Here is a 19,134-nt window from a genome sequence, read left to right as displayed (position 1 = left end):
TAATCGATTGTGATAGCGAATTACTTCGACTTCGCGCTGATGATCGCTTCTGCAACGTTCTTCGGAGCTTCAGCGTAGTGCTTGAACTCCATCGTGTACGTTGCGCGACCCTGCGTCAGCGAACGCAGCGACGTGGAGTAGCCGAACATTTCCGACAGCGGCACTTCAGCGCGCACGATCTTGCCGCCGCCCACCATGTCGTCCATGCCCTGGATAATGCCGCGACGACCCGACAGGTCGCCCATCACGTTACCCATGAAGTCTTCCGGCGTTTCCACTTCCACGGCCATCATCGGTTCAAGCAGAACCGGATCAGCGCGGCGCATCGCTTCCTTGAACGCCATCGAACCAGCCATGCGGAACGCATTTTCGTTCGAGTCGACGTCGTGGTACGAACCGAACGTCAGCGTGACCTTCACGTCGACGACCGGGAAGCCTGCCAGCACGCCGCTCTTCAGCGTTTCCTGGATACCCTTGTCAACCGACGGAATGTACTCGCGCGGGATCACGCCGCCCTTGATCGCGTCGATGAACTCGTAGCCCTTGCCCAGTTCGCTGCGCTCGAGCGTAATGACCGCATGACCATACTGACCACGGCCGCCCGACTGCTTGACAAACTTGCCTTCGACGTCCGCGGCCGACTTGCGAATGGTTTCGCGGTACGCCACCTGCGGCTTGCCGACGGTCGCTTCCACGCCGAATTCACGCTTCATCCGGTCGACGAGAATTTCGAGGTGGAGTTCGCCCATGCCCGAAATGATCGTTTGACCCGATTCTTCGTCGGTCTGCACGCGGAACGACGGATCTTCCTGAGCGAGACGGTTGAGCGCCAGGCCCATCTTTTCCTGGTCAGCCTTCGTCTTCGGCTCGACTGCCTGCGAAATCACCGGCTCCGGGAAAATCATGCGCTCGAGCACGATCGGATGAGCCGGATCGCACAGCGTGTCGCCCGTGGTCGCTTCCTTCAGGCCGACCGCAGCAGCGATGTCGCCCGCGCGAACTTCCTTGATTTCTTCGCGCTGGTTCGCGTGCATCTGCAGAATACGGCCGAGACGTTCCTTCTTGTCCTTGGTCGCATTGAGCAGCGTGTCGCCCGAATTGACAACGCCCGAGTAGACGCGGAAGAAGATCAGCTGGCCGACGAACGGGTCGGTCATGATCTTGAACGCGAGTGCCGAGAACTTCTCGTCGTCGGCAGCACGGCGCTCCGTCTTCTCGCCATTTTCGAGTTCGCCCGTAACCGGCGGAATGTCGACCGGCGACGGCAGGAAATCGATCACGGCGTCGAGCATACGCTGCACGCCCTTGTTCTTGAACGCGGTACCGCACAGCATCGGCTGGATTTCGCACGCGATCGTACGGTCACGCAGACCCTTCACGATCTCGGCTTCGGTCAACTCGCCCGCTTCCAGATACTTGTTCATCAGGTCTTCGTTCGACTCGGCAGCCGCTTCGACCATCTTTTCGCGCCATTCGTCGCATGTGTCGACGAGTTCAGCCGGGATGTCGACGTAGTCGAACTTGGTACCTTGCGACGCCTCGTCCCAAATGATCGCCTTCATCTTGATCAGGTCGACGACGCCCTTGAAGCCTTCTTCCGCGCCGATCGGCACCACGACCGGAACCGGGTTTGCCTTCAGGCGCAGACGGAGCTGGTCGTAGACCTTGAAGAAGTTCGCGCCGGTACGGTCCATCTTGTTGACGAACGCGAGACGGGGCACCTTGTACTTGTTAGCCTGGCGCCACACCGTTTCCGACTGCGGCTGCACGCCGCCCACTGCGCAGTACACCATGCACGCGCCGTCGAGCACGCGCATCGAACGCTCCACTTCGATCGTGAAGTCGACGTGGCCCGGGGTGTCGATGATGTTGATGCGGTGTTCCGGATAGTTGCCGCCCATGCCCTTCCAGAAGGCCGTGGTAGCAGCGGACGTGATCGTGATGCCACGCTCCTGTTCCTGCTCCATCCAGTCCATCGTGGCTGCGCCGTCGTGAACTTCACCGATCTTGTGGTTCACACCGGTGTAAAACAGAATGCGCTCGGTCGTCGTCGTTTTGCCGGCGTCGATGTGAGCGCTAATACCGATATTGCGGTAGCGCTCGATAGGAGTCTTGCGAGCCACTTTGATCCTCTACTGGGATGACGTGATGCAGCCCTGCTGCATCACGCTTCAACACAAACGGGCGAGGCGCCTGAAAAGCGCACCCGCCCGGAATTTATTTCCGCTAACAGCCCAGCCAGGCGCTTAGAAACGGAAATGCGAGAACGCGCGGTTGGCTTCTGCCATGCGGTGAACTTCGTCGCGCTTCTTCATCGCGCCGCCACGGCCTTCGGCCGCTTCGGAGAGTTCACCTGCCAGGCGCAGAGCCATCGACTTCTCGCTGCGCTTCTTCGCAGCCTCACGCAGCCAGCGCATCGCCAATGCCATACGACGCGACGGGCGCACTTCGACCGGAACCTGATAGTTGGCACCACCAACGCGGCGGCTCTTCACTTCGACCACCGGCTTCACGTTGTTGAGCGCAACCGTGAACACTTCCAGCGGGTCCTTGCCACCCTTGGTCTGGATTTGTTCGAATGCGCCATAAACGATGCGCTCTGCGACCGACTTCTTGCCGGACAGCATCAGCATGTTCATGAACTTGGCTACATCAACGTTGCCGAACTTCGGATCCGGCAACACTTCCCGCTTGGGGACTTCGCGACGACGCGGCATGATTCTTCCTTTACCTGTTCAGTTGGAGCTGGTTCCAGCCCCGCGGCCACCAACAAACCCGATCACATCTTCACGACTAACCAGCTTGGCCGGGTGACCACTTACTCGACAGCACCGGCAATCCGGCACTCCCGCCTTGACCGCCCTGCGGCGATCCCTGATCAAAAACTGCTTACTTGGCAGCCTTTGCACGCTTCGCGCCGTACTTCGAGCGCGCTTGCTTACGGTCCTTGACGCCCTGGGTATCCAGCGAGCCGCGAACCATGTGGTAACGCACACCCGGCAAGTCCTTCACACGGCCGCCGCGGATCAGCACAACCGAGTGTTCCTGCAGGTTGTGGCCTTCACCACCGATGTACGAAATCACTTCGAAGCCGTTCGTCAGACGAACCTTGGCGACCTTACGGAGTGCCGAGTTCGGCTTCTTCGGCGTCGTCGTGTACACACGGGTGCACACGCCGCGACGCTGGGGGCAGTCCTGCAGGGCCGGGCTCTTGCTCTTCGTCGTTTCCGACTGACGGCCTTTGCGAACCAGTTGGTTGATGGTTGGCATTGTTTATTCCTGAAATTGAACAAAATCTGCACATCGATTTCGGGCAAAGCGAGAATCGGCGCACAGTTGACTTCCGAACCGGCGATACGGACACGAACCTTCGAACGCGACTCGGCCCACCGAATACCGGAACCCAACATCATATTCCGGAAATGCCAACTAAGTCAACGGCTTGCGTGATTTGCCGGCCGCGCGATCGGTTTACCGGAAGGGCCCGAACACCTGCGTCAGGCCGATTCGACGACGTCGATGATCTCGTCGCCGAAGCGCTCGAGCTTGCGCACGCCCATGCCGGGGATGTGGCGCAGGTCGTCGATCGTCTCCGGCGCATTGCGCGCGATCTCGGCGAGCGTCGCGTCGTGGAAGATCACGTAGGCCGGCACGCCGTCGGACTTCGCGGTTTCCGCGCGCCATGCGCGCAGCGCGTCCCAGCGGGCGCGCTCGCGCGTGCCCATGCCGGCCGTCGGGTCGACGCGGGTGCCGCTGCGGCTCGACGACTGGCGCGTGCGCTGCGGCTTCACGTAGCGGCGCAGCGTGACCTTCTCCTCGTTCTTCAGGACCGGCTTCGCTGCCTCGGTCAGCATGAGCGCGCCGAAACCGCCGTGATCGACCGCCAGGTAGCCGTACGCGACGAGCTGCCGGAAAATCGCGCGCCACTCGGGTTCGGACAGCGACGCGCCGATCCCGAACGTGCTGAGCTGGTCATGGCCGCGCTGCAGCACCTTCTCGGTGCGGCCGCCGCGCAGGATCTCGATCAAATGGCTCGAGCCGAAGTTGAAGCCGCTCGCGCGCTGCGCGCGGAACACGCACGACAGCGCCATCTGCGCCTCGCGCGTCGCGTCCCACGAATCGGGCGGCTCGAGGCATGTGTCGCAGTTGCCGCACGGCTGACTCGCCTCGCCGAAGTAGTTCAAGAGCCGCACGCGCCGGCACGAGATCGTCTCGCACAGCCCGAGCAGCGCGTCGAGCTTCGACGTCTGCACGCGCTTGTGCGCGTCGTCCGCATCGGACTCGTCGATCATCTTGCGCTGCTGGACGACATCGCCGAGCCCATACGCCATCCACGCGTTCGCCGGCATCCCGTCGCGGCCCGCACGGCCCGTTTCCTGGTAGTAGCCTTCGACGCTCTTCGGCAAGTCGAGGTGCGCGACGAAGCGCACGTCCGGCTTGTCGATGCCCATGCCGAACGCGATCGTCGCACACATGACGATGCCTTCCTCGCGCTGGAACATTTCCTGGTGCCTCTGCCGCACCTCGAACTCCATCCCCGCGTGATACGGCAGCGCGCGCACGCCCTGCGCCTTCAGCCACTCGGCCGTTTCCTCGACCTTGCGGCGCGACAGGCAGTAGACGACGCCGGCGTCGGTCGTGCCGTCCGCGTTCGTGTGCTCGGCGCGGATGAAGTCGAGCAGCTGCGAACGCGCGTTGTCCTTCTCGACGATCCGGTAGCGGATGTTCGGCCGATCGAAGCTCGACACGAACACGCGCGCGTCGTCGAGCGCGAGCCGATGGATGATCTCGTCGCGCGTGATCGCGTCGGCGGTCGCCGTCAACGCGATGCGCGGCACCGACGGGAAGCGCTCGTGCAGCACCGACAGCTGAATGTATTCGGGACGGAAGTCATGTCCCCACTGCGACACGCAGTGCGCCTCGTCGATCGCGAACAGGCCGATCTTCGCGCGCTCGAGCAGGTCGAGGAAGCGCGCGGTCATCAGTCGCTCGGGCGCGACGTACAGCAGGTCGATCTCGCCTTCGCGCAGCGCGCGCTCGGTCGCCGCGGCTTCGGCGCCCGACAGCGTCGAGTTCAGGTAGGCCGCGCGCACGCCGACTTCGCTGAGCGCGGCGACCTGGTCCTGCATCAGCGCGATCAGCGGCGACACGACGATGCCCGCCCCCTGCCCGGCCTCGCGGCGCAGCAGCGCCGGAATCTGGTAGCACAGCGACTTGCCGCCGCCCGTCGGCATCAGCACGAGGCAATCGCCGCCGCCGGCGACGTGTTCGACGATCTCGCCCTGCTGGCCGCGAAATGCGGAATAACCAAAGACTTCGTCGAGGATTTCGAGGGCGCGGGACATGAACGAGAAAGTGGACGGCGGAACGATGACCGCAATTTTAACAACCCGCTCGCGCAACGCGCGGCGAATCGTGCATCGTTGGCCAATCGGACAGGGTTCGTGCGCGCGCATGACGGGCCTGCGCAGTCGCGCGGCAAGCCCGTCATGCACGTGCACGGCGGATAAAAAAAACCGCCCGGCGGACCGGGCGGTTTCGATGACAGCGAATACAGCACCGCGAGGCGGCTCGCGCCGCCCGTGCTTACTCGGCTGCCGGGTGTTGCGGCTCTTCCGCCGGCGTGCTCGGCGTACCGAAGTCGAATGCCTCTTCCGCTGCGATCTGGTCGAAACGCTCGCGGTCGGACATCTCCTTCGCCTTGCGCGCCTTGTGGAACGCGAGACCCGTACCGGCCGGGATCAGACGGCCGACGATCACGTTTTCCTTCAGGCCGCGCAGATCGTCGCGCTTGCCCATGATCGCCGCTTCGGTCAGCACGCGGGTCGTTTCCTGGAACGATGCCGCCGAGATGAACGAGTCGGTCGACAGCGACGCCTTCGTGATACCGAGGAGCACGTTGTCGTACGAAGCTGGGCGCTTGTCCTCGGCGATCATGCGATCGTTCTCGTCCAGCATGTCGGAACGCTCGACCTGTTCTCCCGGGATGAAGCGCGTATCGCCGTTATCGGTGATCTGCACACGACGCAGCATCTGGCGAACGATCACCTCGATGTGCTTGTCGTTGATCTTCACGCCCTGCAGACGATACACGTCCTGCACTTCGTCGACGATGTAGCGCGACAGCGCCTCGATACCCTGCAGACGCAGGATGTCGTGCGGATCGGCCGGGCCGTCCACGATCATTTCGCCCTTGTTGACGACCTGAGCATCGTGGACCAGCACCTGCTTTTCCTTCGCGATCAGGAACTCGTGCTGATTGCCTTCGAGGTCCGTGATGACGAGACGCTGCTTGCCCTTCGTGTCCTTGCCGAACGACGTCGTACCGGTGACTTCCGCGAGAATGCCGGCATCCTTCGGCGAACGCGCTTCGAACAGTTCCGCCACCCGCGGCAGACCGCCGGTAATGTCACGCGTCTTCTGCGCTTCGGTCGGGATACGTGCGAGCACTTCACCCACCTGCACTTGCTGGCCGTCCTTCACGGTGATCAGTGCGCCGACCTGGAAGCCGATCTGCACTGCGTGTTCCGTGCCCGGGATCTTCACTTCGTCGCCGTTCGCGTCGAGCAGTTTCACCTGCGGACGCACGCTCTTCGAAGCTTGCGAACCACGACGCTTCACGTCGATCACGACCAGCGTCGACAGGCCGGTCACGTCGTCGATCTGCTTCGCGACGGTCACGCCTTCCTCGACGTTCTCGAACTTCACCGTACCACCGTACTCGGTGATGATCGGACGCGTCATCGGATCCCACGTCGCCAGCTGCGTGCCGGCCTTGATCGCCGCGCCGTCGAGCTGCAGCAGCGTCGCGCCGTACGGGATCTTGTGACGTTCGCGCTCGCGGCCGATATCGTCGGTGATCAGCGCCTCGCCCGAACGCGAAATGACGATCTGCTCGCCCTTCGCGTTGGTGACGTAACGCATGGTCGCCGTGAAGCGCACGATACCGTTGCTCTTCGCTTCGACCGACGACGCCACTGCCGCACGCGATGCCGCACCACCGATGTGGAACGTACGCATCGTCAGCTGCGTGCCCGGTTCGCCGATCGACTGAGCCGCGATCACGCCGACCGCTTCGCCGACGTTCACGAGCGAGCCGCGGCCGAGGTCACGGCCGTAGCAGGCCGCGCACAGACCGTAACGCGTTTCGCAGGTCAGCGGCGTGCGCACGCGCACTTCGTCGATGCCGAGGCGTTCGATTTCCTCGACCGCCGTTTCGTCGAGCAGCGTACCCGATTCGTACAGCGTTTCCTGCGTTTCCGGGTTCACGACGTCCGCAACCGCGACGCGGCCGAGGATACGGTCGCGCAGCGCTTCGACGACTTCACCGCCTTCGACCAGCGCCTTCATCGCCACGCCGTTCGACGTGCCGCAATCGTCCTCGACCACCACCAGATCCTGCGTGACATCGACGAGACGACGCGTCAGGTAACCCGAGTTCGCGGTCTTCAGTGCCGTATCAGCCAGACCCTTACGTGCACCGTGGGTCGAGATGAAGTACTGCAACACGTTCAGGCCTTCGCGGAAGTTCGCGGTAATCGGCGTCTCGATAATCGAGCCGTCCGGCTTCGCCATCAGGCCTCGCATACCGGCCAGCTGACGAATCTGCACCGCCGAACCCCGGGCGCCCGAGTCGGCCATCATGTAGATCGAGTTGAACGACTCCTGGCGCGTCTCGTTGCCGTCGCGGTCCGTCACCGGCTCCGTCGACAGCTGCTCCATCATCGCCTTGCCGACCGCTTCCGACGTTGCCGACCAGATGTCGACCACGTTGTTGTAGCGTTCCTGCGCGGTGACGAGACCCGACATGTACTGGCGGTCGTACTCCTTCACCTTCTTCGCGGCGTCGCCGACGATCGTTTCCTTCTGCGGCGGCACGAGCATGTCGTCCACGCAGATCGAGATACCGGCACGCGTCGCGAGACGGAAACCCGACTGCATCAGCTGGTCGGCAAACACGACCGTCGCACGCAGACCGCACTTGCGGAATGCGGTGTTGATCAGGCGCGAGATTTCCTTCTTCTTCAGCGGCTTGTTCAGCACCGAGAACGGCAGGCCGTGCGGCAGGATCTCCGACAGGATCGCGCGGCCGACGGTCGTCGCGTACAGCGAGATCTTCGGCACGAATTGCGGCGCGCCTTCCGACGTGTCCTCGTTGTGGACCATTTCGGTGATCCGCACGTTGACGCGCGATGCCAGCTCGACTTCCTTGTTCTCGTACGCGCGGATCACTTCCGACACGCCAGTGAACGACAGGCCTTCGCCCTTGCCGTTGATCGCTTCGCGGGTCGCGTAGTACAGACCCAGCACGATATCCTGCGACGGCACGATCGACGGATCGCCGTTGGCCGGGAACAGCACGTTGTTCGACGCCAGCATCAGCGTGCGCGCTTCCATCTGCGCTTCGAGCGACAGCGGCACGTGAACGGCCATCTGGTCACCGTCGAAGTCGGCGTTGAACGCCGCGCAGACGAGCGGGTGCAGCTGGATCGCCTTGCCTTCGATCAGCACCGGCTCGAACGCCTGGATACCGAGACGGTGCAGCGTCGGCGCACGGTTCAGCATCACCGGGTGCTCGCGGATCACCTCTTCGAGGATGTCCCACACCACCGGCGTCTGGTTCTCGACTTCCTTCTTCGCAGCCTTGATGGTCGTGGCGACGCCCATCACTTCCAGCTTGTTGAAGATGAACGGCTTGAACAGCTCGAGCGCCATCAGCTTCGGCAGACCGCACTGGTGCAGCTTCAGCGTCGGGCCGACCACGATGACCGAACGGCCCGAGTAGTCGACGCGCTTGCCCAGCAGGTTCTGACGGAAACGACCGCCCTTGCCCTTGATCATGTCGGCGAGCGACTTCAGCGGACGCTTGTTCGCGCCCGTCATCGCCTTGCCGCGACGACCGTTGTCGAGCAGCGAGTCGACGGCTTCCTGCAGCATCCGCTTTTCGTTGCGGACGATGATTTCAGGGGCCTTCAGCTCGAGCAGGCGCTTCAACCGGTTGTTACGGTTGATCACGCGGCGATACAGGTCGTTCAGGTCCGACGTCGCGAAACGGCCGCCGTCCAGCGGCACGAGCGGACGCAGTTCCGGCGGCAGCACCGGCAGCACTTCGAGGATCATCCACTCGGGCTTGATGCCCGAGCGCTGGAATGCCTCGAGGACCTTCAGGCGCTTCGCGTACTTCTTGATCTTCGCTTCCGAGCCGGTGTTCTTCAGCTCGGTGCGCAGCGTCTCGACCTGCTCGTCGATGTTGATCGCGCGCAGCAGTTCACGCACGCCTTCCGCGCCCATCTCGGCACGGAATTCGTCGCCGTATTCCTCGACCTTGTTGTAGTAATCCTCTTCGGTCATGATCTGCCGCGCCTTCAGCGGCGTCATGCCCGGTTCGATCACCACGTACGCTTCGAAGTACAGCACGCGTTCGATGTCGCGCAGCGTCATGTCGAGCACCATGCCCAGACGCGACGGCAGCGACTTCAGGAACCAGATGTGCGCGACCGGCGAGGCCAGCTCGATGTGGCCCATGCGCTCGCGGCGCACCTTCGCCAGCGTCACTTCGACGCCGCACTTCTCGCAGATCACGCCGCGGTGCTTCAGACGCTTGTACTTGCCGCACAGGCACTCGTAGTCCTTGATCGGCCCGAAGATCTTCGCGCAGAAGAGACCATCGCGTTCCGGCTTGAACGTACGGTAGTTGATGGTCTCCGGCTTCTTCACTTCGCCGAACGACCACGAACGGATCTTGTCCGGCGAGGCCAGACCGATCTTGATCGCGTCGAAAACTTCTTCCTGTTGGACTTGCTTGAATAGATCGAGCAGAGCTTTCATTGCTTTCTCTCCGTAGTCCGATTAATTGCGGTCGAGATCGATGTCGATACCGAGCGAGCGGATTTCCTTCACGAGCACGTTGAAGGATTCCGGCATGCCTGCATCGATCACGTGATCGCCCTTGACGAGGTTCTCGTAAACCTTCGTCCGGCCGTTCACGTCGTCCGACTTCACCGTCAGCATTTCCTGCAGCACGTAGGACGCGCCGTACGCTTCGAGTGCCCACACTTCCATTTCACCGAAACGCTGGCCACCGAACTGCGCCTTACCACCCAACGGCTGCTGCGTGACGAGCGAGTACGGGCCCGTCGAACGCGCGTGCATCTTGTCATCGACCAGGTGGTGCAGCTTCAGGTAGTGCATGTAGCCGAGCGTCACGCGACGTTCGAACATCTCACCCGTGCGGCCGTCGTACAGGCGGACCTGGTTCTTCGACGGATTCATGCCGAGTTGTTCCGCGATGTCGTCCGGGAACGCGAGGTCGAGCATCTTGCCCATTTCTTCCTCGGTCGCACCGTCGAACACCGGCGTTGCAAACGGCACGCCTTCGCGCAGGTTCTTCGCGAGTTCGAGGATCTCGTCGTCGGTGAAGCTTTCCAGATCTTCCTGGCGGCCCGAGTCGTTGTAGATCTTCGTCAGGAACACGCGCATTTCCTCGATCTTCGCCTGACGCTGCAGCATTTCGCCGATACGCCAGCCGAGGCCCTTCGCGGCCCAACCGAGGTGCACTTCCAGAACCTGACCCACGTTCATCCGCGACGGCACGCCGAGCGGGTTCAGCACGACGTCTGCCGGACGGCCGTCGGCCATGTACGGCATGTCTTCGATCGGGACGATCTTCGACACGACACCCTTGTTACCGTGACGGCCTGCCATCTTGTCGCCGGGCTGCAGACGGCGCTTCACCGCGAGGTACACCTTGACCATCTTCAGCACGCCCGGCGGCAGTTCGTCGCCTTGCGTGAGCTTCTTGCGCTTCTCTTCGAACGCGAGGTCGAACTGGTGACGCTTTTCTTCGATCGAGTTCTTGATCGCTTCGAGCTGCGCCGCTGCTTCGTCGTCCGCGAGGCGGATGTCGAACCAGTGGTAGTGATCGAGATCTTCCAGGTACGCCTGGTCGATCTTCGTGCCCTTCGCGAGCTTCTTCGGACCGCCGTTCGCGACCTTGCCCACGAGCATGCGCGCGAGACGCTGGAACGCGTCGCCTTCCACGATGCGCAGCTGGTCGTTCAGGTCGAGACGATAGCGCTTCAGTTCGTCGTCGATGATCTGTTGCGCACGCTTGTCGCGCTGGATGCCTTCACGCGTGAACACCTGGACGTCGATCACGGTGCCGCTCATGCCCGACGGCACGCGCAGCGACGTGTCCTTCACGTCCGAAGCCTTCTCGCCGAAGATCGCGCGCAGCAGCTTCTCTTCCGGCGTCAGCTGGGTCTCGCCCTTCGGCGTGACCTTGCCGACCATCACGTCGCCCGCTTCGACTTCCGCACCGATGTACACGATGCCCGATTCGTCGAGACGGCCGAGCTGGACTTCCGCCAGGTTCGAGATGTCGCGCGTGATTTCTTCCGGCCCGAGCTTCGTGTCGCGTGCAACGACGTTCAGCTCTTCGATGTGGATCGACGTGTAGCGATCGTCGGCAACCACCTTCTCCGAGATCAGGATCGAGTCCTCGAAGTTGTAGCCGTTCCACGGCATGAACGCGATCAGCATGTTCTGGCCGAGCGCGAGCTCGCCCAGGTCCGTCGAGGCGCCGTCGGCCAGCACGTCGCCGCGCGAGACCTTGTCGCCCATCTTCACGATCGGACGCTGGTTGATGTTCGTGTTCTGGTTCGAACGCGTATACTTGATCAGGTTGTAGATGTCGACACCGACTTCACCTGCGACCGCTTCGTCGTCGTTCACGCGAATCACGATACGGCCTGCGTCGACATAGTCGACGACGCCGCCACGGAACGCCTGAACCGTCGTGCCCGAGTCGACCGCGCAGGTACGCTCGATGCCCGTACCGACGACCGGCTTCTCCGGACGCAGACACGGCACGGCCTGACGCTGCATGTTCGAACCCATCAGTGCACGGTTCGCGTCGTCGTGCTCGAGGAACGGAATCAGCGAAGCTGCAACCGACACGATCTGCGACGGTGCGACGTCCATGTACTGGATCCGGTCCGGCGTGACCATCATCGTTTCGCCGGCTTCACGCGACGACACGAGTTCGTCGATCAGCGTGCCGTTCTCGTCGATCGCGGCGTTCGCCTGCGCGATCATGTAGCGGCCTTCCTCGATCGCCGACAGGTAATCGATCTGGTCGGTCACCTTGCTGTCCACGACCTTGCGATACGGCGTCTCGAGGAAGCCGTACTCGTTCAGGTGCGCATACAGTGCGAGCGAGTTGATCAGGCCGATGTTCGGACCTTCCGGCGTTTCGATCGGGCACACGCGGCCATAGTGGGTCGGGTGCACGTCACGCACTTCGAAGCCTGCGCGTTCGCGCGTCAGACCGCCCGGGCCCAGTGCGGAAACACGGCGCTTGTGCGTGATTTCCGACAGCGGGTTGGTCTGGTCCATGAACTGCGACAGCTGCGACGAACCGAAGAACTCGCGGATCGCCGACGAAATCGGCTTCGAGTTGATCAGGTCGTGCGGCATCAGGTTTTCGCTTTCGGCCTGGCCGAGGCGTTCCTTGACCGCGCGCTCGACACGCACCAGACCCGCGCGGAACTGGTTTTCCGCCAGTTCGCCGACGCAACGCACACGACGGTTGCCGAGGTGGTCGATGTCGTCCACTTCGCCCTTGCCGTTGCGCAGCTCGACGAGGATCTTGATCGTCGCGAGGATGTCGTCGTCCTGCAGCGTCATCGGGCCGGTGATCTCGTCACGGCTGACGCGGCGGTTGAACTTCATGCGGCCGACCTTCGACAGGTCGTACGCTTCTTCGCTGTAGAACAGACGGTTGAACAGCGCCTCGACCGCTTCTTCGGTCGGCGGTTCGCCCGGACGCATCATGCGGTAGATCGCGATGCGCGCGGCCGTCTTGTCGGTCGTTTCGTCGACACGCAGCGTCGACGAGATGTACGGACCCTGGTCCAGATCGTTCGTGTAGAGCGTCTGGATATCCTTGATGCCCGCTTCGCGCAGCTTCTCGAGCACGCTTTCCGTGACTTCGTCGTTCGCGCTCGCGATCACTTCGCCGGTGTCGCCGTCGACGACGTTCTTCGCCAGCACGCGGCCGAGCAGATAGTCTTCCGGCACCGAGATGAACTTGGTCTTCGCGGCTTCGAGGTCGCGAATGTGCTTCGCGTTGATCCGCTTGTCCTTCTGGACGATGACCTTGCCGTCGCGATCCGTGATGTCGAAACGCGCGACTTCACCACGCAGGCGCTCGGGCACGAACTCGAGTTGCGCGCCTTCGTCCATCAGCGTGAAGTTGTCGAACACGAAGAAGTTCGCGAGGATCTGTTCCGGCGTGAGGCCGATGGCCTTCAGCAGGATCGTGACCGGCATCTTGCGGCGACGGTCGACGCGGAAGTACAGGATGTCCTTCGGATCGAATTCGAAGTCGAGCCACGAGCCGCGGTACGGAATGATCCGTGCCGAGAACAGCAGCTTGCCCGAGCTGTGCGTCTTGCCCTTGTCGTGTTCGAAGAACACGCCCGGCGAACGGTGCAGCTGGGAGACGATGACACGCTCGGTGCCGTTGATGACGAACGAGCCCGTCGGCGTCATGAGCGGAATTTCGCCCATGTACACTTCCTGCTCCTTCACTTCCTTGACGACCGGCTTGTTCGGCGATTCCTTGTCGAGGATGACGAGGCGGACCTTCGCGCGCAGCGCGGAGCAGTACGTCAGGCCCCGCTGCTGGCATTCCTTGATGTTGAATGCCGGCGAGGACAGCGCATAGCTCACGAACTCGAGGCGCGCGAAGCCGTTGTGCGAAACAATGGGAAATACCGATGTGAATGCGGCCTGCAAACCTTCAGGCTTGCGTTGCGTGCCCAGCACATCGGCTTGCAGAAACGTGCTGAATGATTCAAGCTGGGTAGCCAGCAAGAACGGAACCTGGTGAACGATGGGGCGCTTCGCGAAACTCTTGCGAATGCGCTTCTTCTCGGTGAAGGAATATTGCATACGATCTCCGAATCACGGCGGGTGCTATCGAGGCGGAATACCTGGACGTTTCAAACCCGAGTGTTCACCGACTGAGACCCGATGGCCGTCCAACGGCTTGAACGAGCCGAGAAGCTTGGTGGTTGGCCGCTACCAACCGCTGGCTGACGGCAGCGGATGCCTGTGTTGCCCGCTACCCGACCAAACTTGCCTTCTGCAGTCGCTTCAGAAGACAAAGAGAAACGCCAGTCGTGACCATTGACAACGATTTGGCGGTTTTCTTTGGCTTCTGGGGCCGATTATTCGGGCTCTCGAATGAGTGCCAGAATAACGTCCCCACAAAGCACAAAAAGGCCGGCGGTGAAAATACCGCCAGCCTTCGCACAGCGCGTCGAAACTTACTTGACTTCGACCTTCGCGCCCGCGTCTTCCAGCTTCTTCTTGGCTTCTTCAGCAGCAGCCTTGTCGACGCCTTCCTTGACAGCCTTCGGTGCGCCGTCAACGACGTCCTTCGCTTCCTTCAGGCCCAGGCCCGTCAGTTCGCGAACTGCCTTGATGACTGCAACCTTGTTGCTGCCTGCTTCAGTCAGAACGACCGTGAATTCGGTCTTCTCTTCTGCAGCAGCAGCAGCGCCGCCGCCTGCCGGGCCAGCGACTGCCACTGCAGCTGCCGACACGCCAAACTTCTCTTCGAACGCCTTGACCAGTTCGTTCAGTTCCAGAACGGTCATCCCTTCGACTGCTGCCAGGATGTCTTCTTTTGCGATTGCCATTTGAAATACTCCTAAATTGAATTCGGATACAGCCAGCGATCAGTAACGCTGATGCACGTTCGCTTACGCAGCTTCCGCTTGCTTCTTCTCGGCGAGCGCGGCCAGAGCACGCGCGAAGCCCGAAACAGGCGATTGCATAACGAACAGCAGCTTCGAGAGCAGTTCTTCGCGGCTCGGGATGCTTGCCAGCGCTTGCACGCCAGCCTTGTCCATCACCTTGCCATCGAACGAACCAGCCTTGATGACCAACTTGTCATTGCTCTTGCTGAAGTCGTTGACGACCTTAGCAGCGGCAATTGCATCTTCCGAGATGCCGTAGATCAGCGGACCAGTCATCTGCTCTGCCAGCGGAGCAAAAGGCGTACCTTCAACAGCGCGACGCGCCAGCGTGTTCTTCAACACGCGCAGGTAAACCTGTTGCTCACGCGCTTTCGCGCGCAGCTTGGTCAGATCGCCAACCGCAATTCCACGATACTCAGCCAGCACAACGGTCTGGGCCTTCGCGACTTGCGCGGCAACCTCAGCGACGACGGCTTGCTTGTCTTCTCTATTAAGCGGCACGGTTAGCCTCCAGAAACGATACGTTCGGCACGAAACCTCACGTACCTCGTTCAACAACGGCGTCCGACCTCGTTAGGAGTATTTCCACCTCACGCCGTGAATCGCTTCACGACCTGCGGCTTCACCACTGCAAAACTTTTTCGGGTTCGCCATCTGCGTTGGCTTGAATTAAGGGATCGCCTGCCTGCTGCGTCCCACCAACGGTCTTTGATAACCGGTTGCCCGTGCTGCTGCACGAACAACCGCCCAAAGCCCATGTAGGCCGCTTCGCGAACGAAGCGGCCCGGATACTTGCTTACTGTGCTGCCAGCGTAGCCTGGTCGACACGCACGCCGACGCCCATCGTGCTCGACAGTGCGATCTTGCGCAGGTAGACGCCCTTGCTCGTTGCCGGCTTGGCCTTCTGCAGCGCTTCGATCAGCGCCGACAGGTTCGAACGCAGTGCGGTCGATTCGAACGATGCACGGCCGATGGTCGCGTGGATGATACCGGCCTTGTCGACACGGAATTGCACCTGACCAGCCTTCGCGTTCTTGACTGCAGTCGCGACGTCCGGCGTGACCGTGCCGACCTTCGGGTTCGGCATCAGGCCGCGCGGGCCAAGGATCTGACCGAGCGTACCGACGATACGCATCGTGTCCGGCGAAGCGATCACGATGTCGAAGTCCATCTGGCCAGCCTTGATCTGCTCAGCCAGGTCTTCCATACCGACGATTTCCGCACCTGCTGCGCGAGCCTGCTCGGCCTTGTCGCCTTGCGCGAACACGGCAACGCGAACCGACTTGCCCGTACCTGCCGGCAGCACGACCGAACCACGAACGACCTGGTCCGACTTCTTCGCATCGATGCCGAGCTGGACTGCGACGTCGATCGATTCGTTGAACTTCGCGCTCGCGCATTCCTTCACGAGTGCCAGTGCGTCTTCGATCGCGTACAGCTTCTGACGGTCGACCTTGGCGGCAAATGCCTGACGGCGCTTGGAGATCTTAGCCATTTACACGCCCTCCACAGTGATGCCCATCGAGCGTGCGCTACCAGCGATGGTGCGAACGGCTGCGTCCAGATCAGCTGCCGTAAGGTCCGGCATCTTGGTCTTCGCGATTTCTTCGGCTTGAGCGCGCGTGATCGAACCGACCTTGTCGGTGTGCGGCTTGCTCGAGCCCTTGTCCACCTTCGCCGCCTTCTTGATCAGGACGGTCGCCGGCGGCGTCTTCATCACGAACGTGAAGCTCTTGTCAGCGTATGCCGTGATGACCACCGGCACCGGCAGACCCGGCTCCATGCCTTGAGTCTGCGCGTTGAACGCCTTGCAGAACTCCATGATGTTCAGGCCGCGCTGGCCCAGTGCCGGACCGACCGGCGGCGACGGGTTGGCTTTACCTGCAGGAATCTGCAGCTTGATAAAGCCGACAATCTTCTTTGCCATTTGTAAACCTCGTTGGAACGCCAGGCGGCGTTCGGTGAGTGATAACGCGCGTTCGCCGCTGGCTACTGACGCTCCTCAACGGCCATGACGCGGACCGTAAGCGCGAAGGTGGGCAGCCGAGGCTGCCCACCAAATCGGGATCAAACTTTTTCGACCTGGCCGAACTCGAGTTCGACCGGGGTGGAGCGGCCAAAGATGGTGACCGACACACGCACGCGCGATTTTTCGTAGTTGACTTCTTCGACCGTGCCGTTGAAGTCCGTGAACGGGCCTTCCTTGACACGCACCATCTCGCCAACTTCGAACAGGGTCTTCGGGCGCGGCTTCTCGACGCCTTCCTGCATCTGCGACATGATCTTTTCGACTTCCTTCGGGGAAATCGGGGTCGGGCGGTTACGCGCACCGCCGACGAAACCCGTGACCTTCGCCGTGTTCTTCACGAGGTGCCACGTTTCGTCCGTCATTTCCATTTCCACCAGCACGTAGCCGGGGAAGAAACGACGCTCGGTTACAGCCTTGTGGCCACCCTTGACTTCGACCACTTCTTCGGTCGGAACCAGGATCTGACCGAATTTGTCCTGCATGCCAGCACGTTCGATGCGCTCCTGAAGCGCACGTTGCACGCTCTTCTCCATGCCGGAGTAGGCGTGCACGACGTACCAACGCTTTCCGCTCGGGGATGCCGGAGTATCGCTCATATCATTTCCAACCCAGAATCGCCGAGAAAATCACCCATTCGATCGATTTGTCACTCAACCAGAGGAAAATCGCCATCACGAGCACGAAACCAAACACGACGAGTGTGGTTTGCGTTGCTTCCTTGCGGGTGGGCCAAACGACCTTGCGGACTTCCTTGTACGAATCCTTGGCAAACGCGATGAGGCTCTTGCCAGGTGCGGACATCAGACCGACGGCCACGCCGGCGATGATACCTACCGCCAATGCGGCACCGCGGACATACCACTGCTGGTTGGCCAGCCAGAAGAAGCCCACGAATCCGGCCAAGACCAGCAATACGCCCAGGGCCAGCATCAGCTTATCGCCGGAGGTATTTACAGTTTCGACGGATGGATTCGCCATAACACCTTAAAACAAATGCCACGTGGGACACGTGGCGATTTTTGGCAGGGGCAGAGGGAATCGAACCCCCAACCTTCGGTTTTGGAGACCGACGCTCTGCCAGTTGAGCTATACCCCTAAACCATGCTGGGGCCGGCTGCTGCCAGCCCCAAAACTGTCGATCAACGAATAACTGGCTTACTCGATGATCTTGGCGACGACGCCGGCGCCGACGGTACGGCCGCCTTCGCGGATTGCGAAGCGCAGACCTTCTTCCATCGCGATCGGAGCGATCAGCTTCACCGTGATCGACACGTTGTCGCCCGGCATCACCATTTCCTTGTCCTTCGGCAGCTCGATCGAGCCCGTCACGTCCGTCGTACGGAAGTAGAACTGCGGACGGTAGTTGTTGAAGAACGGCGTGTGACGGCCGCCTTCGTCCTTGCTCAGCACGTACACTTCAGCCGTGAAGTGCGTGTGCGGCGTGATCGAACCCGGCTTCGCCAGAACCTGGCCACGCTCCACGTCTTCACGCTTCGTGCCGCGCAGCAGGATACCGACGTTGTCGCCTGCCTGACCTTGGTCCAGCAGCTTGCGGAACATTTCAACGCCCGTGCAGGTCGTCTTCACCGTCGGCTTGATACCGACGATTTCGATTTCTTCGCCGACCTTGACGATGCCGCGCTCGACACGACCCGTCACCACCGTACCACGGCCCGAGATCGAGAACACGTCTTCCACCGGCATCAGGAACGCGCCGTCAACTGCACGCTCCGGCGTCGGGATGTACGTGTCCAGCGCATCTGCCAGGCTCATGATCGCCACTTCGCCCAGCTCGCCCGTGTCGCCTTCCAGCGCCAGCTTCGCCGAACCCTTCACGATCGGCGTGTCGTCGCCCGGGAAGTCGTACTTCGACAGCAGTTCGCGAACTTCCATCTCGACCAGTTCGAGCAGTTCAGCGTCGTCCACCATGTCGCACTTGTTCAGGAACACGATGATGTACGGAACGCCAACCTGACGCGCCAGCAGGATGTGCTCACGCGTTTGCGGCATCGGGCCGTCTGCTGCCGAGCAAACCAGGATCGCGCCGTCCATCTGCGCTGCGCCCGTGATCATGTTCTTCACATAGTCAGCGTGGCCCGGGCAGTCGACGTGTGCGTAGTGGCGGTTTGCCGTTTCGTACTCGACGTGTGCCGTGTTGATCGTGATGCCGCGCGCCTTTTCTTCCGGTGCCGCGTCGATCTGGTCGTAGGCCTTCGCTTCGCCGCCGAACTTCTTCGTCAGCACCGTCGTGATCGCTGCCGTCAGCGTCGTCTTGCCGTGGTCAACGTGACCAATCGTACCAACGTTGACGTGCGGCTTGGTCCGCTCAAATTTACC

At 61.7% G+C, this 19,134-nt stretch carries 13 protein-coding genes and 1 tRNA gene; all 14 read right to left on the bottom strand.

Annotated features, from left to right (window positions below):
* Positions 1 to 20: 20 nt before the first annotated feature.
* Positions 21 to 2,123, bottom strand: coding sequence for an elongation factor G (fusA, locus tag DIE22_RS35320; RefSeq protein WP_124501694.1), 2,103 nt, complete (start codon positions 2,121 to 2,123; stop codon positions 21 to 23).
* A gap of 123 nt (positions 2,124 to 2,246) precedes the next feature.
* Positions 2,247 to 2,717, bottom strand: a complete 471-nt coding sequence (rpsG, locus tag DIE22_RS35315) for a 30S ribosomal protein S7 (protein ID WP_006477195.1) — start codon at positions 2,715 to 2,717, stop codon at positions 2,247 to 2,249.
* Between the two features lie 172 nt (positions 2,718 to 2,889).
* A complete protein-coding gene (rpsL, locus tag DIE22_RS35310; RefSeq protein WP_006400662.1) occupies positions 2,890 to 3,270 on the bottom strand; it encodes a 30S ribosomal protein S12 in 381 nt (126 codons plus the stop codon).
* Positions 3,271 to 3,497: 227 nt separating this feature from the next.
* Positions 3,498 to 5,345, bottom strand: a complete 1,848-nt coding sequence (gene recQ, locus DIE22_RS35300; RefSeq protein ID WP_124501692.1) for a DNA helicase RecQ — start codon at positions 5,343 to 5,345, stop codon at positions 3,498 to 3,500.
* Between the two features lie 241 nt (positions 5,346 to 5,586).
* Positions 5,587 to 9,828, bottom strand: a complete 4,242-nt coding sequence (rpoC, locus tag DIE22_RS35295; RefSeq protein WP_124501691.1) for a DNA-directed RNA polymerase subunit beta' — start codon at positions 9,826 to 9,828, stop codon at positions 5,587 to 5,589.
* Between the two features lie 21 nt (positions 9,829 to 9,849).
* Positions 9,850 to 13,956: a DNA-directed RNA polymerase subunit beta gene (gene rpoB, locus DIE22_RS35290; protein ID WP_124501690.1), complete on the bottom strand. Its 4,107-nt coding sequence runs from the start codon at positions 13,954 to 13,956 to the stop codon at positions 9,850 to 9,852.
* A gap of 377 nt (positions 13,957 to 14,333) precedes the next feature.
* Entirely contained in the window at positions 14,334 to 14,708 is a 375-nt protein-coding gene (gene rplL / locus DIE22_RS35285; protein WP_014898360.1) for a 50S ribosomal protein L7/L12, read from the bottom strand.
* 63 nt (positions 14,709 to 14,771) lie between these two features.
* On the bottom strand, positions 14,772 to 15,269 hold the full coding sequence (rplJ, locus tag DIE22_RS35280) for a 50S ribosomal protein L10 (protein ID WP_038715103.1): 498 nt from the start codon (positions 15,267 to 15,269) through the stop codon (positions 14,772 to 14,774).
* A 295-nt stretch (positions 15,270 to 15,564) separates the two neighbouring features.
* Entirely contained in the window at positions 15,565 to 16,263 is a 699-nt protein-coding gene (gene rplA, locus DIE22_RS35275; protein WP_059535563.1) for a 50S ribosomal protein L1, read from the bottom strand.
* The gene (gene rplK / locus DIE22_RS35270) at positions 16,264 to 16,695 is read right to left on the bottom strand and encodes a 50S ribosomal protein L11 (RefSeq protein ID WP_006400671.1); all 432 of its coding nucleotides are present in this window, start codon (positions 16,693 to 16,695) and stop codon (positions 16,264 to 16,266) included.
* 140 nt (positions 16,696 to 16,835) lie between these two features.
* Positions 16,836 to 17,393, bottom strand: coding sequence for a transcription termination/antitermination protein NusG (gene nusG, locus DIE22_RS35265; protein ID WP_006400672.1), 558 nt, complete (start codon positions 17,391 to 17,393; stop codon positions 16,836 to 16,838).
* Between the two features lies 1 nt (position 17,394).
* Positions 17,395 to 17,775, bottom strand: coding sequence for a preprotein translocase subunit SecE (gene secE, locus DIE22_RS35260; RefSeq protein ID WP_006482892.1), 381 nt, complete (start codon positions 17,773 to 17,775; stop codon positions 17,395 to 17,397).
* Between the two features lie 42 nt (positions 17,776 to 17,817).
* Positions 17,818 to 17,893 (bottom strand) — tRNA-Trp (locus DIE22_RS35255).
* Between the two features lie 59 nt (positions 17,894 to 17,952).
* The coding region (gene tuf / locus DIE22_RS35250) for an elongation factor Tu (protein ID WP_027805213.1) at positions 17,953 to 19,134 on the bottom strand (1,182 nt) is incomplete at its 5' end.

The sequence above is a fragment of the Burkholderia sp. Bp9142 genome, from assembly GCF_003853415.1.
Taxonomy (GTDB): Bacteria; Pseudomonadota; Gammaproteobacteria; order Burkholderiales; family Burkholderiaceae; genus Burkholderia.
This window is presented reverse-complemented; position numbering and strand designations above follow the sequence as displayed.

Bases quoted from the DNA above. Each gene is read 5' to 3' on its own strand.
- rplK (WP_006400671.1), bottom strand. From the start codon at position 16,695: ATGGCAAAGAAGATTGTCGGCTTTATCAAGCTGCAGATTCCTGCAGGT.
- nusG (WP_006400672.1), bottom strand. From the start codon at position 17,393: ATGAGCGATACTCCGGCATCCCCGAGCGGAAAGCGTTGGTACGTCGTG.
- rpoB (WP_124501690.1), bottom strand. From the start codon at position 13,956: ATGCAATATTCCTTCACCGAGAAGAAGCGCATTCGCAAGAGTTTCGCG.
- rplL (WP_014898360.1), bottom strand. From the start codon at position 14,708: ATGGCAATCGCAAAAGAAGACATCCTGGCAGCAGTCGAAGGGATGACC.
- recQ (WP_124501692.1), bottom strand. From the start codon at position 5,345: ATGTCCCGCGCCCTCGAAATCCTCGACGAAGTCTTTGGTTATTCCGCA.
- rplA (WP_059535563.1), bottom strand. From the start codon at position 16,263: ATGGCTAAGATCTCCAAGCGCCGTCAGGCATTTGCCGCCAAGGTCGAC.
- rpsL (WP_006400662.1), bottom strand. From the start codon at position 3,270: ATGCCAACCATCAACCAACTGGTTCGCAAAGGCCGTCAGTCGGAAACG.
- secE (WP_006482892.1), bottom strand. From the start codon at position 17,775: ATGGCGAATCCATCCGTCGAAACTGTAAATACCTCCGGCGATAAGCTG.
- rpsG (WP_006477195.1), bottom strand. From the start codon at position 2,717: ATGCCGCGTCGTCGCGAAGTCCCCAAGCGGGAAGTGTTGCCGGATCCG.
- rpoC (WP_124501691.1), bottom strand. From the start codon at position 9,828: ATGAAAGCTCTGCTCGATCTATTCAAGCAAGTCCAACAGGAAGAAGTT.